This is a genomic window from Paracoccus sp. P2 (assembly GCF_046335115.1).
GTDB classification, from domain to species: domain Bacteria; phylum Pseudomonadota; class Alphaproteobacteria; order Rhodobacterales; family Rhodobacteraceae; genus Paracoccus; species Paracoccus pantotrophus.
In genome coordinates this window covers 1-21196 of sequence record NZ_JBGOSN010000007.1, presented here as the reverse complement: position 1 = coordinate 21196, position 21196 = coordinate 1, and the positions used below count along the sequence as shown (strand labels likewise).

At 67.8% G+C, this 21196-nt stretch carries 19 protein-coding genes; 8 read left to right on the top strand and 11 right to left on the bottom strand.

Annotated features, from left to right (window positions below):
- Positions 1-16: 16 nt before the first annotated feature.
- The 6 genes from ACDP63_RS06510 to ACDP63_RS06485 form a co-directional block, all read right to left on the bottom strand.
- On the bottom strand, positions 17-1642 hold the full coding sequence (locus ACDP63_RS06510) for a mucoidy inhibitor MuiA family protein (RefSeq protein WP_409927867.1): 1626 nt from the start codon (positions 1640-1642) through the stop codon (positions 17-19).
- Between the two features lie 107 nt (positions 1643-1749).
- Entirely contained in the window at positions 1750-2772 is a 1023-nt protein-coding gene (locus ACDP63_RS06505) for an aspartate-semialdehyde dehydrogenase (protein ID WP_024842767.1), read from the bottom strand.
- A 101-nt stretch (positions 2773-2873) separates the two neighbouring features.
- Positions 2874-3488: a glycosyltransferase family 29 protein gene (locus tag ACDP63_RS06500; protein WP_409927866.1), complete on the bottom strand. Its 615-nt coding sequence runs from the start codon at positions 3486-3488 to the stop codon at positions 2874-2876.
- Positions 3485-4531: a glycosyltransferase family 4 protein gene (locus tag ACDP63_RS06495; RefSeq protein ID WP_024842765.1), complete on the bottom strand. Its 1047-nt coding sequence runs from the start codon at positions 4529-4531 to the stop codon at positions 3485-3487. Before ACDP63_RS06495 ends, ACDP63_RS06500 begins: the two co-directional genes overlap by 4 nt.
- The gene (locus ACDP63_RS06490) at positions 4524-5717 is read right to left on the bottom strand and encodes an MFS transporter (RefSeq protein ID WP_036747083.1); all 1194 of its coding nucleotides are present in this window, start codon (positions 5715-5717) and stop codon (positions 4524-4526) included. The genes ACDP63_RS06495 and ACDP63_RS06490 overlap by 8 nt, the downstream gene beginning before the upstream one ends.
- 76 nt (positions 5718-5793) lie before the next feature.
- Positions 5794-7050: an MFS transporter gene (locus ACDP63_RS06485; RefSeq protein WP_147427417.1), complete on the bottom strand. Its 1257-nt coding sequence runs from the start codon at positions 7048-7050 to the stop codon at positions 5794-5796.
- A 121-nt stretch (positions 7051-7171) separates the two neighbouring features.
- Between ACDP63_RS06485 and ACDP63_RS06480 the strand changes: the two genes are divergently transcribed.
- Positions 7172-7759, top strand: a complete 588-nt coding sequence (locus ACDP63_RS06480) for a glutathione S-transferase family protein (RefSeq protein WP_024842762.1) — start codon at positions 7172-7174, stop codon at positions 7757-7759.
- Here ACDP63_RS06480 and ACDP63_RS06475 read toward each other — a convergent pair.
- The 5 genes from ACDP63_RS06475 to ACDP63_RS06455 all read right to left on the bottom strand — a co-directional run bounded on the left by ACDP63_RS06475 (position 7735) and on the right by ACDP63_RS06455 (position 13562).
- Positions 7735-8943, bottom strand: coding sequence for an NAD(P)/FAD-dependent oxidoreductase (locus ACDP63_RS06475; protein WP_167521801.1), 1209 nt, complete (start codon positions 8941-8943; stop codon positions 7735-7737). The two genes, ACDP63_RS06480 and ACDP63_RS06475, sit on opposite strands and share 25 nt — an antisense overlap.
- On the bottom strand, positions 8940-9968 hold the full coding sequence (gene holA, locus ACDP63_RS06470) for a DNA polymerase III subunit delta (RefSeq protein ID WP_024842760.1): 1029 nt from the start codon (positions 9966-9968) through the stop codon (positions 8940-8942). The genes ACDP63_RS06475 and holA overlap by 4 nt, the downstream gene beginning before the upstream one ends.
- Positions 9965-10450, bottom strand: a complete 486-nt coding sequence (lptE, locus tag ACDP63_RS06465) for an LPS assembly lipoprotein LptE (protein WP_409927865.1) — start codon at positions 10448-10450, stop codon at positions 9965-9967. Before lptE ends, holA begins: the two co-directional genes overlap by 4 nt.
- The gene (leuS, locus tag ACDP63_RS06460) at positions 10437-12971 is read right to left on the bottom strand and encodes a leucine--tRNA ligase (protein WP_409927864.1); all 2535 of its coding nucleotides are present in this window, start codon (positions 12969-12971) and stop codon (positions 10437-10439) included. Before leuS ends, lptE begins: the two co-directional genes overlap by 14 nt.
- 75 nt (positions 12972-13046) lie before the next feature.
- Positions 13047-13562: a DUF3576 domain-containing protein gene (locus tag ACDP63_RS06455; protein ID WP_024842757.1), complete on the bottom strand. Its 516-nt coding sequence runs from the start codon at positions 13560-13562 to the stop codon at positions 13047-13049.
- A 303-nt stretch (positions 13563-13865) separates the two neighbouring features.
- Between ACDP63_RS06455 and ACDP63_RS06450 the strand changes: the two genes are divergently transcribed.
- The 7 genes from ACDP63_RS06450 (at position 13866) to ACDP63_RS06420 (ending at position 20799) form a co-directional block, all read left to right on the top strand.
- On the top strand, positions 13866-14810 hold the full coding sequence (locus ACDP63_RS06450; protein WP_409927863.1) for a porin: 945 nt from the start codon (positions 13866-13868) through the stop codon (positions 14808-14810).
- Positions 14811-14880: 70 nt separating this feature from the next.
- Positions 14881-15534, top strand: coding sequence for a YggS family pyridoxal phosphate-dependent enzyme (locus ACDP63_RS06445; RefSeq protein WP_409927862.1), 654 nt, complete (start codon positions 14881-14883; stop codon positions 15532-15534).
- A 110-nt stretch (positions 15535-15644) separates the two neighbouring features.
- The gene (locus ACDP63_RS06440) at positions 15645-16553 is read left to right on the top strand and encodes a calcium-binding protein (RefSeq protein ID WP_409927861.1); all 909 of its coding nucleotides are present in this window, start codon (positions 15645-15647) and stop codon (positions 16551-16553) included.
- Positions 16554-16696: 143 nt separating this feature from the next.
- Complete coding sequence (gene rpsO, locus ACDP63_RS06435; protein ID WP_024842753.1) at positions 16697-16966, top strand: 30S ribosomal protein S15; 270 nt, start codon at positions 16697-16699, stop codon at positions 16964-16966.
- Between the two features lie 182 nt (positions 16967-17148).
- Positions 17149-17592 carry a hypothetical protein gene (locus tag ACDP63_RS06430; RefSeq protein ID WP_409927860.1) on the top strand — a complete coding sequence of 148 codons (444 nt, stop codon included), beginning with the start codon at positions 17149-17151 and terminating at the stop codon, positions 17590-17592.
- A gap of 237 nt (positions 17593-17829) precedes the next feature.
- Positions 17830-19974, top strand: coding sequence for a polyribonucleotide nucleotidyltransferase (gene pnp / locus ACDP63_RS06425; protein WP_024842751.1), 2145 nt, complete (start codon positions 17830-17832; stop codon positions 19972-19974).
- A 78-nt stretch (positions 19975-20052) separates the two neighbouring features.
- The gene (locus ACDP63_RS06420) at positions 20053-20799 is read left to right on the top strand and encodes a glycosyltransferase family 25 protein (protein ID WP_167521758.1); all 747 of its coding nucleotides are present in this window, start codon (positions 20053-20055) and stop codon (positions 20797-20799) included.
- The last annotated feature ends 397 nt before the right edge of the window (positions 20800-21196 follow it).

The window sequence follows — 21196 nt, the reverse complement described above, 5'->3', positions numbered from 1 at the left end:
CCGGCGGGCAAGGCGCCTAGTCGCCGCCGATCAGCACCTGCCCCTCGGGCCAGCGCATCGTGGTGGTCAGGGTGATGTTGCGCTCCTCCCCCGCGCCGATCCGGCCGTTCCAGACCAGGAGCCCGCGCTTGCCGTCCGGGTCGGTTTCGTCGGGGTTGGGATCGGCGGACCAGTCGATGCGCAGGTTTTCCTGGGTCGAGACCGGCACGCGGTCGATCACCCGCAGCGGCCATTCTTCGCCCGTCAGGTTGCGCACCATCAGGATCGCGGTTTCCCGCCGCTCCGAGGATTTCGAGATCAGCCCGCGATTACCCTCGATCTCGTCGGGGACGCGGCGTTCCAGCTGGATGCCGGTCAGCGGGCCGAAACCCAGCTTCATGTCGTCCCCGGCGGCGGTCAGGTCCAGCGCGCCGCGCCCGACCATGGCGCCATCGGCATAGAAGCTCGCGTCGCCCGGCAGGATCACCGCCCCGGTGGAGTTCACCGTATCCGCCACCAGATAGGCGGTGTCGTCGCGTCGCGGCACCGCCTCGGCGACGATCTCGGGCGCCAGTTCGTGCCGATCCAGCGGCAGGCGCAGCGCATCGGCGCCGGTGCGCATATCCACCGGCGTCGGATAGTCATAGACCACGGTTTCGCCCATCAGGCCGGTCAGGGCCGCGCCGGCCACGGGCGCCGGCGCGGCGGCGACGCGTTCCATCGAATCCATGGCGGCTTCGGCCATGGGCGCGGCCGAGCGGCTGTAAAGCTTGGCCTCGGGGTCGCCGATGCGCGGGAAATCCGGCTGCAACTCGCTGGGCGCCGACTGGTCCATCGGCCGGGCGGTGGACAGGACCAGATGCACGCCGCGCCAGTCCTCGCCGGTATCCTGCCGCACCAGCAAGCCGCGATCCAGCCGCAGCCTGCCCTCCTTGCGCTGCAGGGTGAGGTCGTAGACCGGCCTCCAGCTCGCCGCGCCGGTCAGGCTGGTGATGCGGATGCGGGCCGGCTGGCCCTGCCCCTGCACGGCGATCACCAGCGCGCCGCGATTCGCATCCGGGCCGCGCAGCGCCTCGAGCCGGGCCTCGGCGCGGGCCAGCTCCTCGGCCAGTTCCTCGCGCCCCGCATCGGCGGCCTCGGCCTCGAGCCTGGCGCGGATGGCGGTCCGGCGCGCTTGCAGCAACTGCTCGCCCACCATGCGGGTCAGGGCGGCGATGTCGGTGGTGCTGGCGGCGTCGGATTCGGCCAGCTTCATCAGGAACGCGATGCTGTCCTCGGCCGCCTCGGCCCGTGCCTTGATCTCGGCCACGCCGGCATCGCGCTCGGCCAGCGCGGCCTTCAGGCGGCGGACCTCGTCCTCGGCGGCGCGCAGTTCGGGGGATTTCGCCGGGGTTTCCGGCAGGGCGCGTTCCTGCTGGAAGCCGGTTGCGCCGATCACCGCGCCCTCGGCCGAAATGCGCAGGCTGGCGGGGTCGAGACCCGCGGGCATGCCGGGGATCACCAGCTCATGCGCGCCGGCGGGCAGGTCCAGGTCGGCCTCGCGGGTGACGCCGGCGCCCCAGGGATAGACGGTGACCTCGGTGACGCGGGCCGTTGTCTCGATCCGGTCGGCCAGGGCGGGGCCGGCCAGCAGGATGGCGGTGGAAATCAGCAGATGGCGCATCGGACCCCCCTTGGCATGACCCGGCCAAGCTCTGCGAGGGGGCGCCGAAATGCAAGAGGGCGCCCCCGCGAAACCCGCGGGGGCGCCCTTGCATACTCCCTATCGGATCAGCCCTTCTTCAGGCAGCGATTGCCCAGCAGCTCGGCGATTTGCACCGCGTTCAGCGCCGCGCCCTTGCGCAGGTTGTCGCTGACGATCCACATGTTCAGGCCGTTTTCCACCGTCACGTCTTGGCGGATGCGGCTGACGAAGGTGGCGAAATCGCCCACGCATTCCACCGGGGTCGAGTAGCCGCCCGGCTCGCGCTTGTCGATGACCAGCACGCCCGGCGCCTCGCGCAGGATGTCGCGGGCCTCGTCCTCGTCCAGGAAATCCTCGAACTCGATATTCACCGATTCCGAATGGCCGACGAAGACCGGCACGCGCACGCAGGTCGCCGTGACCTTGATCGCCGGATCAACGATCTTCTTGGTCTCGACCACCATCTTCCATTCTTCCTTGGTGTCGCCGCTGTCCATGAACACGTCGATCTGCGGGATCACGTTGAAGGCGATCTGCTTCTGGAACTTTTTCGGCTCGACCTCCTGACCCGGGACATAGACGCCCTTGGTCTGGTTCCACAGCTCGTCCATGCCCTCTTTGCCGGCGCCCGAGACCGACTGGTAGGTCGAGACGACGACGCGCTTGATCCGCGCCCGGTCATGCAGCGGCTTCAGCGCCACCACCATCTGCGCGGTCGAGCAGTTGGGATTGGCGATGATCATCTTGTTGCGGTAATCCTCGACCGCGTCGGGGTTCACTTCCGGCACGACCAGCGGGATCTCGGGGTCATAGCGGTAAAGCGACGAGTTGTCGATCACCACGCAGCCCTGCGAGGCGGCGATCGGCGCATAGGTCTTGGTCGCGTCCGAGCCGATGGCAAACAGCGCGATGTCGTAGCCGGTGAAGTCGAACCCCTCGATGTCCTTGCATTTCAGGGTCTTGTCGCCATAGCTGACCTCGGTGCCAATGCTCCGGCGCGAAGCCAGAGCGACAACCTCATCAGCAGGAAACTGGCGCTCGGCCAGGATGTTCAGCATTTCACGGCCCACGTTCCCCGTGGCGCCGGCGACAACGACCTTGTAGCCCATTGGGGTCTCCTTCAACAAAGGACGCCGCGATATAGGGGGTATCGCGGAAAAGGGAAAGCGAGATTTCGTCAAAACGCCTGCTGATCTGGCAGAATTTCGGCTTAATGCCGGAATATCCGGCGATCTGCCAGCATGATTTCCCGCACCCATGCGGATTCCCCTTGGAAATCATGGGGAACCTGCTCGGCGGTCCGCCGGCCGGAAAGCGAGAGCGAGGCGAAGAAATCGAAGCCGTAAAGGTCGAGCCGTGCCATTTTCGACCGCGCGATCAGGTCGATCATCATGGCGCCGGTGGTGGGCGGGGCGCCCAGCCGGGCCATCAGCGCCCGGTAATCCGCCAGCGGGTGCAGGTAGAAGCCGGGGCTGGTCACGGTCCGCCAGTCCAGCCGCTTGCGCTTGGGCGACATCCACAGGATGCGATCCGGCGCGATGCGGGCGCGGTCGGCCTGCGAAAGCCGCACGGCCAGCGCCAGCCAGTCGGTGCGTCCGCCATGGCTTTCGGCCGAGGGCATCGGCGCGCGGTTGATGCGGATCACCAGGTCGGCCGCGTCGATCCGCGCGCCGTGATCGGTCTCGGCCAGCGCGCGGGCATTGCCGACCAGCGCGACGCGCATGCCGGCCAGATCGTCCAGAACCGCGGATTGCGGCGCCGAGAGGCGTTGCAGCGCGGATTCGTCCCGCAGGGTGCGGGCGACCAGGAAGCCCAGCCGGTTCACGAAAGCAGCCTGCGATAGACCTCGGTGATGGCGCGGGCCTCGGTCTCGATGGCGTGGTTGGCCTCGACATGGGCGCGGGCCGCCTGCCCCGCCGCCTGCCGCGCGGCATCGTCGTCCAGCCAGCGCGCCAGCGCCGCGGCCAGTGCCTCGGCATCCTCGCGCGGGACCAGGCTGCCGGTCTCGCCGTCGCGGATCAGCGTCTCGTAGGCGCCGACACGGGCGGCGACGGTCGGCACGCCGCAGGCCGCGGCCTCCAGCGGGGTCAGGCCGAACCCTTCCCAGCGGGCCGGGGCCGCGAAAAGGTCGATGGCCTGATAGTTGCGCACCACCTGCTCCCAGGGCACTTCGCCAAGGAAGCGGATGCGGTCGGACAGGCCGGCGGCCTCGATCCGGGCCTTCAGGGCGTCGGCGAATGCCTGGTTGTCGGCGGTGATGCGGCCCGACAGGATCAGCCGGGCCCGCGGGCGCGAGGGAAACAGCCGCAGCGCCGCCTCGACCAGCAGGTCGATGCCTTTTTGCGCCCGGATGCGGCCGAAGCAGCCGATGACGATGTCGTCCGGGGCAAAGCCCAGTTCTGCCCGCAGCGCCGCGCGGTCGGATGCGGGGTGAAAGACCGACAGGTCCACGCCATGCAGGATCACGGTAGCGGGACGTTCCAGATAGCTGGCGGCCTGGGGCGAGGTCGCGATCAGCGCGTCCTGGCGACGGATCAGCCAGCGGGTAAAGCCGGTATGCCGCCGCTGCGCGGCCGAGGTGAAGAGCAGCCGATAGCGCCGCTGCAGCACATGCCGCAGGATCAGCCCCAGCGCCATCTCGGTATTGCGCCGGGCGTGCCAGACCCGCCAGCGGTCGCGCGGCAGGCTGGCGGCGCGGGCCAGCGAAATATGCGGCAGGCCGGGCGGCAGGCCGGGGCCGGTGGCGACGATGCCGATCATCCTGGCCTGCACCGGGATCAGCCGCACCACGGTCGCCGTCACGCCCGACAGGCGGCGTTTCAGGTTCGGGGCGACCACGTCGATCCGGTCGGGGGGTATCTCAGGCATCGGGCGTCTCGGGTGTCAGGAAATACAAAAGGAACCCCACCGTAAGCGGAATCAGGAAGAACAGGAACAGGGTCGAATAGGCCTCGGCCGGGCTGCCATGGGCACTGGCCCAACGATAGACCGGGCGCGAGGCGAATTGCAGCACCCCTGCCCCGCCGATCGAGAACAGGTTGAGGAAGGTGACGCCCCGCCCCACCAGATGCGGCGGCAGGAAGGCCCGGCCATGCGCCATCAGCACGGTATAGGTCGCGCCCGAGAGCCCGACCAGCGCCAGCAGCGCCACCGACAGCCCGATACCCTCGGCGGGAAACAGCCACAGCCCGGTCATCACCGCGACGCCCGCGCCATTGGCGATCAGCGCCAGCCGCCGGATCGAGCCGGCCAGCCGCGTCGCCGGTCCGACCAGGAAGCTGCCCACCACCATGGCCACCCCCATGGCCAGCGTCGCCCATCCGATCAGCTGGTCCGAGGCGCCATGCACCTCGGCCATGTAGGGTCCGGCCCACAGCCCGCGGATCGCGGCCGAGGCGGCATAGTTCACGGAAAACAGCGGCAGGATGAACCACAGCGGCCGCAGCCGCAGGATTTCGGCCAGCGATCCGCGCGGCGCCGTGGCGGCCAGCCGCTCGGGGTCGCGGGTAAAGGCCAGGATCGCCAGCGCCACCGCCAGCGTGACCCCGGCCAGCGCCCAGAGCGTCTCGCGCCAGCCGAAGGCCTCGGTCGCCCAGACCAGCGGCGCGGCGCCCAGGATGTTGCCCATCGAGCCGAAACCGACCACCGCGCCCGCCAGGGTGCCGAACAGCGCCGCGGGATAGTTGCGGGCAAAGATGTAATAGCTGCCCATCAGCGCCGGCGCGCAGCCGACCCCCATCAGCGCCAGTGCGACATGCAGATGCCAGGGCGCCTGCGCCAGGGCAAAGACCGCCGCCCCGCCCGCGCCTCCCAGCGCCAGCAGCACGGCCACCGTGCGGCGCGGCCCGGCACGGTCCAGCGCCCCCCCGATGGGGATCTGCATCAGCGCGAAGGTCAGGAACCACATCCCCGAGGAGATCGCCAGATCCTCGGGCCCCGCCCCCAGTTCGGCCTGCAGCACCGGTGACAGCACCGCCAGGAAGGCGCGATAGAACTGGCTGAGCGTATAGGCCAGGATCAGGCTGATGATCCCCGCCGACAGCAATGCGCGCATGAACCGTCCCCCTCCGCTGCACCGGGCCGAGATTTGTCGATTGCCCGGCCGGAGGCAATGGCCCCCGCGGGCCGGATCAGGCGGTTTTCGCGGCGCTTTCCAGCCGGGCCGGCGCCTCGCGCACCGGCAGGTGGATCAGCGCACTGAAGGCGCCGACGCCGACGCCGACCCACCACACCATCGTGTAGTCGCCATAGATGTCATAGAGCTTGCCGCCCAGCCACACGCCCAGGAACGAGCCGATCTGGTGGCTCAGGAACACGAAGCCGTAAAGCGTGCCCATGTAGCGCAGCCCGTAGATATAGGCGACGAGGCCGGAGGTCAGCGGCACCGTGGCCAGCCACAGCCCGCCCATCACCAGCGAGAAGATGATGACGCTGGCCGGCGTGATCGGCAGCAGGATGAAGGCGGCGGCGGCGATGGTGCGCAGCGTATAGATCCCGGCCAGCAGGTATTTCTTGGTATAGCGCTTGCCCAGCCAGCCGGCAAAGATCGAGCCGGCGATATTGGCCAGCCCGATCAGCGAGATGGCGGCCGCGCCCAGCGTCGAGGTGGTGGTGATGCCGATGCTGGCCAGCGTGCCCATCGGGCTGATCGGCCCGCACATCTCGGTCACCATGGCGGGGAAATGCGCGGTGATGAAGGCCAGTTGGTAGCCGCAGGAAAAGAAGCCGGCAAAGATCATCAGATAGGACGGGTCGGTGAAAGCGCGCTTGAGCACCGAGCCCATGCTCTCCTCCAGCTCGCTGCGGCTGGCGGGCTTGCCGCCGCCCAGCATGGGCAGGAAGAACAGGCAGGCCAGCACGATCACGCCGAAGATGACGAACACGCTCTGCCACGGGTAATGCATCAGCAGCACCTCGGCCAGGGGCGCGCCGAAGACCTGCCCGGCCGAGCCGGCGGCGGTGCCGATCCCCAGCGCCAGGCTGCGGTTCTCGTCGCTGGCGGCGCGGCCGATCACCGCCAGGATGACGCCGAAGCCGGTGCCGGCGATGCCGAAGCCGACCATGACCTCCAGAAGCTGCATGGCCAGCGGGTCGGTGGCATAGGCCGTCAGGATCAGCCCGGCGGAATAGAGCAAGGCGCCGATGATGACCGACCAGCGGTCGCCCCAGCGTTCGGCCAGGGCGCCGAAGATCGGCTGGCCGATGCCCCAGGCCAGGTTCTGGATGGCGATGGCCATGCTGAACTCGGCCCGCGGCCAGTCGAATTCCTGCGCGATCGGGATCTGGAAGACGCCGAAGCTGGCCCGCAGGGCAAAGTTGATCAGCAGGATGATCGAGCCGCCGATCAGCACCGGCGTGAACAGCGGCGCGCGCATTGCCTTGGTCATGTTGCCCTCCCTCTCGCGGCCCGCAATTCCTGCGCCCGGCCGGCGGCGGCGTCAATGGCGTCGATTGCCTGAATCGGGCGGCGGCGCTAGCCTTGGGTTTCAACGCCATGCGGGGAACTGGATGTATCAGGTGATCGGAACCGGCAAGAGCCGCGCCCTGCGCGTGCTCTGGATGCTCGAGGAACTCGGCCAGCCCTATGAACATGTCGCCGTCAACCCGCATAGCGAGGGCGTCCGGCCCTTCAACCCCGCGGGCAAGGTGCCGGTCCTGGTGGTGGACGGCGTGCCCATCACCGATTCCACCGCCATCCTGACCTATCTGGCCGACAAGCACGGCGCGCTGACCCATCCGGCCGGCACGCTGGACCGGGCGCGCCAGGACAGCCTGACCCAATTCGTGCTGGACGAATTCGACGCGGCGCTGTGGCTGGCGGCACGCCACAGCTTCGTGCTGCCCGAGGAGATGCGGCTGGCGGCGATCAAGAACACGCTGCGCTGGGAATTCGAGCGCAGCCAGCGCACCCTGGTGCATCGCATCGCCGAGGGCGGCTTCCTGATGGGCGACCGCATGACGGTGCCCGACATCATCCTGGCGCATTGCCTGACCTGGGCGCTGACGGCGCGCTTCCCGATCACCGAGCACCGGCTGACCGACTATCTCGAGATGATGCGCGCCCGCCCCGCCTATCTGCGCGCCGCGGCCAGATAGGCGGCGGCCCCCCGCCCGGCCAGCCGCCCGGTGGCCAGGCAGCCGGTCAGCAGGTAGCCGCCGGTCGGCGCCTCCCAGTCCAGCATCTCGCCGGCGGCAAAGACGCCGGGCAGCGCCTTCAGCTCCAGCGTATCGGCCAGGCCTTCGGCGGCGATCCCCCCGGCCGAGGAAATCGCCCGCTCGATGCCCATCGCGCCCTGGTGCTGCAGGTGCAGCGCCTTGGCGCGCGCGGCCAGCCGCTCGGGCTCGGCGGGCAGCGGCCGGCCCCATTCCATCAGCAGCGCCGCGCGGACCGGATCGCCCAGCACCCGCCGCAGCCGGTTGCCGACCGACAGCTTCGCCGGGGCCCTGGCAAAGCGCCGCGCCAGTTCCTCGGCGTCCAGGTCCGGCGCCAGGTCGACGAAAGCCTCGGCCCCGTCGCGTATCGCGGCCGAAACCTCGTAGATGCCGCCGCCCTCGACGCCTTCGGCGGTGACGACCCATTCGCCCCGGCTGACGCGGCCGGCGACATGCAGCGCGACGCCCTTGACCGCCTGGCCGAAATGCCGCGCCATCTGCGCCGACCAGGCGATGCGGAAGCCCATGTTCGCCGGCCGGAACGGCACCACCGCCACCCCGCGCCCGGCCAGCCAGGGCACCCAGGCCGCGTCCGAACCCAGCCGCGGCCAGCTCGCCCCACCCAGCGCCAGCACGGCCGCGCGAGGCGCCAGCACTTCGACCCCGCCCGGCATCTCGAAGCGCCAGCCTTCGCCCTGGAAACCCGTCCAGCGCCAGCGCGTCCGCAGCTCGATCCCCATTGCCGCAAGCCGCGCCAGCCAGGCCCGCAGCAGCGGCGAGGCCTTCATGCCGACCGGAAACACCCGCCCGGTCGAGCCGGTGAACAGCTCCACCCCCAGCCCGCGCGCCCAGGCCATCACCGCCTCGGGCCCGATTTCTTCGTTCTGCAAATACCCCGGGGGAGTCCGCAGGACGGGGGCAGAGCCCCCATAATGCGCGGCAAACTGCGTGAAGGGTTCGTCTTTGGTCAGGTTCAGCCCGGATTTCCCGGCCATAAGGAACTTGCGTGCCGGGGTCGGCATGGCCTCGGCCACCACCACCCGCGCGCCCTGCCCGGCCAGCACCTCGGCCGCCATCAGCCCGGCCGGCCCGGCGCCGATCACCAGGGCCTCGACCCTTTCGCTCACCGCCCGCCCCGCGGCATCATGCACAGCCGCAAGAGCATCCGCTCCATCAGCGCCATGGCCGGCGCGCGCGAGGAGGAGCGCAGCACCAGGTCGGTGTCGATCAGTTGGTGGATCGCATCCTCCAGCGCCCGCATGCCCCAGTCCTGCGCCTGCCGGATCATGCGGTCGCGGCGCGGGCCGAAGACCGGCGGCCGCAACCGCGAGAAACCCGCCCCGGGCCCGCCGGGGTCCGAGGCGCCGGCATGCAGCGCCCGGAAATGCCGCAGCGCCGCGATGCACAGCGTCACCGGGGCGATGCCCTGCCCCTCGATCCGCCGCATCAGCGCGCCGAATTCGCGCGCCCGGCCCTCGGCGACGCAGTCGATCAACTCATCGACCTCGGCCTCGATGGTGGCCGGCGCCAGCGCGGCGATCTCGGCGGGCGTCAGCGGTTCGGGGTCGCCATGCTTGTAAAGCCCGATCTTTTCCACCGTCTGCCGGAAATCGCCGGGATCCAGCGCGCGCGCCAGCGCCATCAGGTCGCGCATGGCGTCACGCGGCACCTCGCGCAGCCCGGCCTCATGCAGCCAGCGCCCGACCTCGTCCTCGCCCGGCGGGTCGTCATAGATCGGCGCGGTCACGGCGGCGGGGTGCGGTTCGAAAAGCTTGCGCAGCGCCGAGGACTTGCCCAGGCTCCCCGCCGCGACCACGATCACCGCGTCGCCGGCCTTCCATTCCGCGATGGCCGCGGCGACGGCGGGTGTCGCCGCATCCGGCGCGTCATCGACCAGCACCACGCGCTGGCCGGGAAAGAACCCCACCGCCTTCACGGCATCCAGCAGCGCCGCCGGATCCTTGCGCAGATCGGCGCCGGGAATGCGGGTCAGGCGCATCTCCTCCTCGGCGCCGGGGCCGACCAGCGCCTTGACCGCCTCGGCCCGCTTCAACGCCACCCGCATCGCGTCCTGGCCATGGATCAGCAGCGCCGGGCGCGTCGGATCGGGCCGCGCCAGGTAGCGTCCGATCTCGGCACCCTTCAGGATCATGGCACCGCGTCGGGCTGGACGGCCAGGAGCCGCGTCACCACCTGGTCGGCCAGCATCCGCGCCAGCCGCTCATGCGCGTCCTGCTCGGCGGCCATGGTGGCGATGGTGGTGCCGGTGGTGGAATAGGAGGTGAAGCTGCTGACCTGCCCGCGCGTGACCTCGCGGCCGGTGCCGGCCTCGGTCAGGGTGAAATCGGCAGTGCCGTTCAACGCATAACGCGTCGTCACCTCGTCGGGGGTGATCGCCTGCGGCACCACGGCGATGCGCAGCCGGTAGTCGAGCAGGAAGCGCCCCCCGGCCTCGGAACCCAGCCGCTCGGCGATGCGGCCGGCAAAGGCGAAATCGTCGGGCGTGCGCGGATCGGCGGCGCGGACCTGGCCGAAGAGCTTGCCGCCGGTGCCGCCCGGCCCGTAGACCGGGGAAAAGCCGCAGGCGGCCAGCGCCAGCGCGGCCAGGATCACGCTGCGCCTAGACCACGACATTGACGATCCGCCCCGGCACCACGATCAGCTTCTTGGGCGCCGCGCCTTCCATGAAACGCCGCACGGTCTCGTCGGCCAGCACGATGGCCTCGATCTGGTCCTTGGGCATGTCCTTGGGCACCTCGATCTCGGCCCGGCGCTTGCCGTTGATCTGGATCGGCAGCACCACGCTGTCGGAAACCAGCAGCGCCGGGTCCGCCTTGGGCCAGGCGGCATCGACCACCATGCCCTGCCCGCCGGCCTTCGCCCAGACCTCCTCGGCAAGATGCGGCACCATCGGCGCCATCAGCTGCGCCATGATGCGCAGCGCCTCGCGCCGGCTTTCGCCGCCAGCCTTCGATTTGCCGATGGCATTGGCCAGCTCATAGATATTGGCCACCGCCTTGTTGAAGGCGAAGCCCTCGATGGATTTCGTCACCTCGTCGATGGCGCGATGCGCGGCGCGGGCCAGCTCGGGATCGGCCCCGCCCTCGGGGATCTCGTCGGCCAGCCGCCAGACGCGCGACAGGAAGCGGTTCGCGGCCTCGGCCCCGGCGGCGGTCCATTCCACGTCCCGCTCGGGCGGGCTGTCGGACAGCATGAACCAGCGCGCGGTATCGGCGCCGAAGCTTTCGACGATGTTCACCGGATCGACGACGTTCTTCTTGGATTTCGACATCTTGGCCGAGGGGATGATCTCGACCTCGGTGCCGTCGGCCAGTTTGCCGTCGGTGACATCCTCGGGCAGGTGATAGACCGGGCGGCCGCGCTCGTCGCGGGTCATGTAGATCTCATGCGTGACCATGCCCTGGGTGAAGAGCGCGTCGAACGGCTCCCTGGCGCTTTCCGGCAGATGGCCGGTCTTGACCATCGCCCGGGCGAAGAAGCGCGAATAGAGCAGGTGCAGGATCGCATGCTCGATGCCGCCGATATACTGGTCCACGTTCATCCAGTAGTCGGTCTCGGCGCGCTCGGTCGGCGTCGTCGCGTGCGGCGCGGTGAAGCGGGCGTAATACCAGGACGAATCGACGAAGGTGTCCATGGTGTCCGTCTCGCGCCGGGCCGGGCCGCCGCATTGCGGGCAGGCGGCGTCGCGCCAGGTCGGGTGCCGGTCCAGCGGGTTGCCGGGCACGTCGAATGTCACATCCTGCGGCAGCAGCACCGGCAGGTTCGCCTTGGCCTCGGGCACGGTGCCGCATGTCTCGCAATGCACCACCGGGATCGGGCAGCCCCAATACCGTTGGCGCGAGATGCCCCAGTCGCGCAGGCGGAACTTGGTCACGCCCTCGCCATAGCCGTTGGCCTCGGCGTGCAGGATGGCGGCATCCACCGCCGCCTCGCCGGTCTGGTCGGTCTCGCCGGCGAAGCCGCGCACATAGGTCACGGTTTCGGATTTCAGCGGCACATAGGGCGCTTTCGCCACCAGCGCGTCGGCCTGTTCCAGCGTCATGCCCTTTTCGCCGAAGGTGGCGCGGATCGGCAGGCCATATTTGCTGGCAAACTCGTGGTCGCGCTCGTCATGCGCCGGAGAGCCGAAGATCGCGCCGGTGCCGTAATCCATCAGCACGAAATTCGCGATCCAGATCGGCAGTCGCCAATCCGGGTCCAACGGGTGCCGCACGGTCAGCCCGGTGTCGAGGCCCATCTTGGGCGCGGTCTCGATCGCTTCCTCGGTGGTGCCGATCTTGCGGCATTCCTCGACGAAAGCCGCGACCTTGGGGTCCGACGCGGCCAGCGCCTTGACCAGCGGGTGATCCGGCGACAGCGCCACGAAGCTGGCGCCCATCAGCGTGTCGGGGCGGGTGGTATAGACCTCGATCTGCGGGAAATCGGGCCGGTCGACGGTGTCGAAGCGGAATTGCAGCCCGCGCGACTTGCCGATCCAGTTGGCCTGCATCAGCCGCACCTTTTCCGGCCAGCCCTCCAGCCGGTCCAGCGCCGACAAAAGCTCGTCCGAATAGTCCGAGATCCTGAAGAACCACTGCGTCAGTTCCTTGCGCTCGACCACAGCGCCGGATCGCCAGCCCTTGCCGTCGATCACCTGCTCGTTGGCCAGCACCGTCATGTCGACCGGGTCCCAGTTCACCTGCGCCGACTTGCGGGTGATCAGCCCGGCTTCCAGCATGTCCAGGAACAGCGCCTGCTGCTGGGCGACATAGGCGTCGTCGCAGGTGGCGAATTCGCGGCTCCAGTCGATGGACAGGCCCAAGGGCTTCAGCTGGCCGCGCATGGTGGCGATATTGCCATAGGTCCAGTCGCGCGGATGGCCGCCCTGCTCCATCGCCGCATTCTCGGCCGGCATGCCGAAGGCGTCCCAGCCCATCGGATGCAGCACGGAAAAGCCCTGCGCCCGCTTGAAGCGGGCCACCACGTCGCCCATCGTGTAGTTGCGCACATGGCCCATGTGGATGCGCCCCGAGGGATAGGGGAACATCTCCAGCACGTAATACTTGGGCCGCTCGTCCCGCACGGCGCGGAACGTGTCGGCCTGCTCCCACGCCTCTTGCCAGCGCGGTTCGCTGATTGCGGGATCATAGGGCATGGAAACCTCCGGGCGACAGATTGCCCGCAGGGTATTAGCCGCTTGCCCGATGCAGGTCCAGCGGGGTCGGGGGGATCAGAGGTTGCGGTCCTGCACCCGCAGCTGGCGGGCCCGCGTCAGGATCGCATCCTCGACCGCGCGCACGGTGTCGGGCGCCACGGCCGCCCCGCCCGCCCCCTGCAACGAGACCTTGAGCGCGCGCGCATCCAGCGCCGGGTCGCTGACCTTGATCGTGGCGCGATAGGACCGCCCGCCGCCCGGCGGCGTGCCGTAGCCGGTGACGATGACGCCGGTGAAGGGGTCGATGGACTGGATCGGCAGGAAGTTCAGCACGTCCAGGCTGGCGTTCCACAGGTATTTGTTCACCGCCACCGTGTCGTTCGGGTTGCGGCGGTCCGAGAACACGTCCCAGATCGTCTCGCGCCGTTCGGCGGCCTGCGGCTGGGCCTGGCGGTTCCCGCCGCCGCCCGGCAGCGAGGTGGCCGAACCGGCCGAGCCTGCCGAGCCCAAGCCCGAACCGCCCCCCGAACAGGCGGCAAGCCCGGCCGAGATCAGCAGGGCGGCGGTCAGCCGTGCGGCGCGTCTGGTCATCTGATGTCCCCCGGATCGTCCTTGCCGCGAGCCATAGCGCAATTCCGCCCCTTGCGACAAGAGAGGCCGCGCCCATGGCCCGCGATCCCCGTCGGGGTGATATGGCTCGCGCGCGCAAGGGCGCCTGCGCCGGGGGGTGCGGGCCGTTGCAACGGGGTGTGGCCCATGTGCATCACAGCAGGTCGGAATCGGGCTAAGCCGATGCGATTCCGTTGCAATGAGGGGGGGAAAGCGCGACACAACTGGCATACCCCAAACCGGCCCGCCGGGTGGGGCATACGAGAGAGACAAGAGGGAAACATCATGAAAAAGGCTCTTATCGCCTCCACCGCGCTGCTCCTGACCGCGGGCGTGGCCGCCGCCGAGGTTAGCATCTCGGGCTACGGCCGGACCGGTGTCGTGTACATCGAAGACCGTCCTGGCAACGAGACCCGCGTCGACTCGCGTCTGCGGATGAACATCGACGCCTCGACCTCGACCGATTCGGGTGTCGACTTCGGTGCCCGTTTCCGCCTCCAGTGGGATCAGGACGCCACCAATGGCCAGGGTGAAAGCGCTGCCACCAACGCGGGTAAGCTCTGGATCAGCGCCCAAGGCCTGACCGTCGAAGTGGGCAACGTCGATAACGCTTACGACAGCTCCACGCTGCTGTTCGCTCCCGAATTGGGCGTTTTTGATTTTAACGCCGGTGCGCGTAACGGCAGCTACTTCGCATACGAGTCGAACCCTTACGCTGACGTCAATCGTCAGGGCGTTGGCGTGCGGTACTCGTTCGACGCTCTGACCCTGCGCGCTTCGTACATCGATCCCGACCAGTCGGGCGTGAACGAAGTCCTGGAAGAAGAGTTCAGCATTCTGGCTCAGTACACCTGGAACGACCGTCTGGAACTGGAAGGCGCCTATACCGTCAATGGCGCAGGTGTGGACGAGAATGACATCTTCTTCGTCGGTGCCCGTTATGCCGTCATGGAGAATGCGCGTATCGGCCTGAACTATGTCGATGCCAGCAACGATTCCGCCGAAGATGATGGAAACACCATCACGCTCTACGGTGACTACACCCTGGCCGATGGCCGCACCAATCTGGAAGCCTTCATCGCCAACAACGATCATGACGCCAACGAAAGCGACAACGCTTTCGGTATCGGCGTGAACTACGATCTGGGCGGTGCCCGTCTGGGTGCGTCGATCCAGCGCGACTATGCAGAAAAGGTTCGCGCCGACTTTGGCGTGCGCTTCGAGTTCTGATCCTTCGGGATACGGAAATCAGGAAGAGCGGGCCTTGCGCCCGCTCTTTTCTTTTGGAAATCATGCCGCCATGGGACTGGATGACATCAGGCGCCGCATTGCTGCGGCCGAGAAAGCCGCGGGCCGTGCCGAGGGCGCGGTCACGCTGATCGCCGTCAGCAAGGTGCAGCCCCCCGAACGGGTGGAATCGGTGCTGGCGGCCGGCCACCGTGTCTTCGGCGAAAACTACGTGCAGGAGGCGGCGGGAAAATGGCCCGGCTGGCGCGAGCGTTTCTCCGGCGTCGAGCTGCATATGATCGGCCCCCTGCAGACCAACAAGCTGAAGCCGGCGCTGGAGCTTTTCGACGCCATCCACACGCTCGACCGCCCCTCGCTGGCCGGCAAGCTGGCGCGGCAGGTGCAGGCGCGCGGGGCCTGCCCGCAGCTTTTCGTGCAGGTGAACACCGGGGCCGAGCCGCAGAAGGCCGGCGTCCTGCCCGATGAGGCCGATGCCTTCATCGCCCAGTGCCGGGCGCTGGACCTGGCGATTGCCGGGCTGATGTGCATCCCGCCCGAGGATCTGGACCCGGTGCCGCATTTCCGCGCCCTGCGCGATATGGCCGCACGCAACGGCCTGGCCGGCCTGTCCATGGGCATGAGCGCGGATTTCGAAACCGCCATCGCCGAGGGCGCGACCCATGTCCGCATCGGCAGCGCCATCTTTGGCGCGCGCGACTACGGCTGACCGCCGGATCGGCCGGGCCGTTAAGCCTTTATTAGCAATAAGGATGCGGGGCGGGCGGCGGCGGGATAAGGTGCCTTCGTGGGTTGCGTGATTCGCGTTGGGTTCCCGTCATGTTGTTGATCAGCAGTTTGCTCAGTTTGGTATTCGCCGGCCTTGCCGTGGATGCGACCGGCACCAGCCGCACGCCCGGCGGCGAGCATGACCCCGACGACCCGCAGCGCGAACCCTCAGATTCCGACCGGCCCAGGGGCGTGGCGACCGGGGGCAGCGAGGGTTCGGACTGGCTGGCCGGCGGCGATGGTGACGACCTGCTGACCGGCCATGGCGGCAATGACGACCTGCATGGCGGGCTGGGCAACGACACGCTGCTGGGCGGCGACGGCGACGACTGGATCTATGGCGACGGCGATTACGGGCCGGGCGGCGACGATTCCATCGAGGGCGGCGCGGGCGACGATTACCTGGCGGGGCAGGGCGGCAACGACACCCTGCATGGCGGCCCCGGCGACGACACGATCTTCGGCGGCGAGGGCGACGATCTGCTGACCGCCGGCGACGGCGACGACCTGCTTTGGGCCGGCTTCGGCAACGACACGCTGATCGCCGGCGGGGGCGAGGACGATCTGGACGGCGGCGATGGCGACGATCTGCTGATCGGCTCGGCCGAGCCCGGGCGGGCCTGGCTGCATGGCGGCGCCGGCCGCGACACGCTGCATCCCGGACCGGGCGATTTCGCCGAGGGCGGCGAGGGCGAGGATCTGTTCCTGCTCGACGCGCCGGGCGGCGACCTGGACGATCCGGGCGAGACGCTGCCGGTCATCGCCGATTTCGACCGGCAGCTGGACCGTATCGAGCTGCGCTATCACGGCGACGGCGCCGATCCCGTGGTCGCGCTGGAACGCGAGGCCGACGGATCGGCGGTGATTCGCGTGGACGGGGTGGCCGTGGGCCGGGTGTTGCAGGCCGAAGGGCTGCGGGCGGCCGACATCGCCCTGACGCGGATCGCGCCGGGCGGCTGAGCCGCAGAAACCCCTTTCCTTTTCGGCCGATTTTGCCTATACGCCCGCATCCGACCGGGCGATTCCGGCGGATCTCTCCACGGGCCTGTGCTGGACGACATCCCGGCCTGCGCCATAACCCTTGATCCTGAAAGGAGACCCCGATGTCGATCACCGTCGAGGAAAAGAACCGCGTGATGACCGAATTCGCGACCAAGAAAGGCGACACCGGCTCGCCCGAAGTGCAGGTCGCCATCCTGTCGTCGCGCATCGCCACGCTGACCGAGCATTTCAAGACCCACAAGAAGGACAACCATTCGCGTCGGGGCCTGCTGAAGCTGGTCGCGCAGCGCCGCAAGCTGCTGGACTACCTGAAGCGCAAGGACGAAGCCCGCTATACCGACCTGATCGGCAAGCTGGGCCTGCGCCGCTGACCGTCCGGCTGCGACCCCGCGGCCCTTGGATTGCAGGAACGCCCGCGGCACAGGCCGCGGGCGTTTTGCGTTTCCCGCTTTCCGGCCGGCGCTGCGACAGCCATTAAAATCCAACGGATTGCTTTCTGGATTCCTAACGGACGGGCCTTATCCTGTGCCTGTCTTCAGACGGAGATCGCAAGATGGTAATCAGTTCACTTTTCAAGCCAATGTCCTCCTCTGCCCCTGCCGCCGCCCCGACGCCGGTGCGGGTTCCGGTGGCGGCCGATGCCGCGGATCCGGCCGCCGCGGCTGGCGCTTCTGCCGCCGCGGTGCTGGCCCCGGCCAAGGCCGCGGGCGCGTCCGGCGGAGCCGATCCGGCCGCCCTGGACGAGGTCGCTGCCCCTGCCGCGCGCGCAGCCAGAAGCGCGGCCCGGCCTGCCGACCCCGATGCCGAGGCGCAGGCCCGTGCCTGGGCGATCAAGGCCCAGGGCAGGGAAGGTGCGCAGACCATGGTCGAGCGCGTCGCGGCGCTCAGCAGCCGGCCCTGGCCGACCGATGCGGCCGCCGAAAGGACCGAGAAGGCCGTGCAGGCGCTCAAGACCGATCAGCAGGCCGCCGCGCCCAGGACGCTGGCCCTGGCCTGATCGCCGGATGCGCGGGACAGGACGGGCGGTTGCCGGCCGGCGCCGCCCGCCTTGTTTCGGGCAAGCGCGGGCGCCAAGCCACTTTCCATATGCCTTGATTTCCTGTATGGGGCGTCTCCATCTGTGACGTGACGCCAGGCCCCTGGGCACATGCGAAGGATAGGGGCGGCGGCAATGGGGCCGCCATTTGACACGGGACGCGACCGGAAGGGCCGGCGCGTCGCCAGAGGAAACCAGATGTTTGATGAAGTGAAGAAATCCATCCAGTGGGGCCAGGAAACGCTCACGCTGGAAACGGGCAAGGTTGCCCGTCAGGCCGACGGCTCGGTCATCGCCACCCTGGGCGAGACCAGCGTGATGGCCAACGTCACCTTCGCCAAGGAACCCAAGCCCGGCCAGGACTTCTTTCCCCTGACGGTGCATTACCAGGAAAAATACTATGCCGCCGGCAAGATTCCCGGCGGTTTCTTCAAGCGCGAGGCCCGGCCTTCGGAAAAGGAGACGCTGACCGCGCGCCTGATCGACCGCCCGATCCGCCCGCTTTTCGCCCCCGGCTTCAAGAACGAAGTGCTGGTCATGTGCACCGTGCTGTCGCATGATCTGGTCAACGATCCCGACATCGTTGCCATGATCGCCGCCTCGGCCGCGCTGACCATCTCGGGCGTGCCTTTCATGGGCCCGATCGGCGCCGCCCGCGTCGGCTTCGCCAATGGCGAATACGTGCTGAATCCCGAAGTGCAGGACATGGACCAGCTGCGCGGCAACCCCGAGCAGCGGCTGGACCTGGTCGTCGCCGGCACCCGCGACGCGGTGATGATGGTCGAATCGGAAGCCTATGAGCTGACCGAGGCCGAGATGCTGGGCGCGGTGAAATTCGGCCACGAGGCGATGCAGCCGGTGATCGACCTGATCATCGACCTGGCCGAGGCCGCCGCCAAGGAACCCTTCCAGTTCACCTCGCCCGATTACAGCGCGCTTTACGCCCGCGTGAAATCGCTGGGCGAGACCGAGATGCGCGCCGCTTATGCCATCCACGACAAGGGTGAGCGCCGCGATACCATCGAGGCCGTGAAGGTGAAGATCCTCGAAGGCCTGACCGAGGAAGAGCGGCTGGACCCGAACCTGGGCTCGGCGCTGAAGAAGCTGGAATCGGGTATCCTGCGCGGCGGCATCATCGACGGCCGCCCCCGCATCGATGGCCGCGACAACAAGACCGTGCGGCCCATCGACTGCGAAGTGGGCTTCCTGCCGCGCACCCACGGCTCGGCGCTGTTCACCCGCGGCGAGACGCAGGCGCTGGTCGTGACCACGCTGGGCACCGGCGACGACGAGCAGATCATCGACGCGCTGCACGGCAATTTCCGCTCGAACTTCCTGCTGCATTACAACTTCCCGCCCTATTCGGTGGGCGAGGTGGGCCGCGTCGGCAGTCCCGGCCGTCGCGAGATCGGCCATGGCAAGCTGGCCTGGCGGGCGCTGCAGGCGGTGCTGCCGGCGCCGACCGACTTCCCCTATACCATCCGCGTGGTCAGCGAGATCACCGAATCGAACGGCTCGTCCTCGATGGCCTCGGTCTGCGGCGGTTCGCTGTCGATGATGGATGCGGGCGTGCCGCTGAAGGCGCCGGTTGCCGGCGTCGCCATGGGCCTGATCCTGGAAGAGGACGGTCGCTGGGCGGTGCTGACCGACATCCTGGGTGACGAGGACCACCTGGGCGACATGGACTTCAAGGTCGCCGGGACGGAAAACGGCATCACCAGCCTGCAGATGGACATCAAGGTCGCGGGCATCACGCCCGAGATCATGGAACAGGCGCTGGCCCAGGCCAAGGACGGCCGGCTGCATATCCTGGGCGAGATGTCCAAGGCGCTGTCCGAGGGCCGGCGCGAGTTCAGCGCCCATGCTCCGCGCATCGAGACGATGACCATCCCGACCGACAAGATCCGCGAAGTGATCGGCTCGGGCGGCAAGGTGATCCGCGAGATCGTCGAGACCTCGGGTGCGAAAGTCGACATCAGCGACGACGGCACCATCAAGATCGCCTCGGCCAATGCCGATTCGATCAAGAAGGCCTATGACATGATCTATTCGATCGTGGCCGAGCCGGAAGAGGGCAAGGTCTATGTCGGCAAGGTGGTGAAGCTGGTCGATTTCGGCGCCTTCGTGAACTTCTTCGGCAAGCGCGACGGTCTGGTGCATGTCAGCCAGATCGCCAACAAGCGCCTGAACCACCCCAACGAGGTGCTGAAGGAGGGCCAGGAGGTCAAGGTCAAGCTGCTGGGCTTCGACGACCGCGGCAAGGTGCGCCTGGGCATGAAGATGGTCGACCAGGAAACCGGTGAAGAGATCACCGAGAAGAAAGAGGAATCGGCCGAGGGCTGAGGCCTTCGCTGCGATTCGACTGTTGGAGCCTCGGCGATGCCGGGGCTCTTCCATGTTCGGTGGAACGGGATATTAACGATGCGGGCAGATTGGCCGATTTTCATATTGACCCTGGAAGGCGATGAGGCGCGTCGTCAGCCATTGCTGGACCAACTTGCCGGAATGGGTTTGCAATGGCGCTTGATCTACGGAGTGGACGGGCGGCGGGGCTTGCCGGCTGAATATCTGTCGATGATCGACCGCGACGCCGCTCATGATCGACTGAAGCGGCCGATGACGGACTCGGAATTTGCCTGTGCCTTGTCGCATCGGCAGATTTACGAGACCATCATGGACGAAGGACTTGATGGGGCGCTCGTGCTTGAGGATGATGCAATTCTGACGCCGGACTTTCCCGACTTCATTCGCGCGGGGCATCATTTGACCGATACGTTGGCCTTGCTGGATCATTGTGGGGGTCGCGTACTGCCTTGGCAACGAAAGAAGGCCGGGCGGTGGTTAATGTATCGTCCGGCGCGACCGGCATGGCTTTGTACTGGTTACACGCTGTGCCGAAATACAGCGCAGGAACTCTTGCGTGCGACAATTCCGATCAATTTTGTGTCCGATTGGCCGGTGGATCTGTACCATCTGCGGGCTTGGCTAGTAGTCCCGCGCGTCGTGCATCACAATCCACAGGGGCAGGGACCGTCGCATTTAGCTCAGGATCGAGCCATCATGGAGATGCAGGTACCGTGCAAAAAGAAGAATTCAGCCCGCTTTCTCAAGGTAAACTATTACCGCGGACTTCTTCGGCGCAGGCTTGCGCGCCCCGTGGACTCTTAGCCTGACTTCTTCAGATTATATCATCGGTGCGAGCTTGCCCTTCCGGCCGGTGCCAGAGGCGCTGGCGGATACGCGGAGCAGGGTGATCCCCTCAAGGCGCGCCCTGGCATGAAGATGCTCGATCATGAAACCGATGACGAAATTACCAAGAAGAAAGAGGAATCAGCCGAGGCCTGAGATTTTCGTGCTCCTTTTCGAAACGCCCCCCAAAGGGGGGCTTCAGTTTCTGAGCCAATGCAGGATCGAGCGCAGCTGCCAGTCGAACTTGAGCAGTGCCCCGTGGCACGAGGCAAGTAGTCCGGCCTGAACAACCCTTAGCGCGTTGATTTTGTGTGCTGAAGCTGCGGTTTTGTTGGCTTTGAATTGCAGGGTTTCGTATGCTTTGGCCAGAAACCCT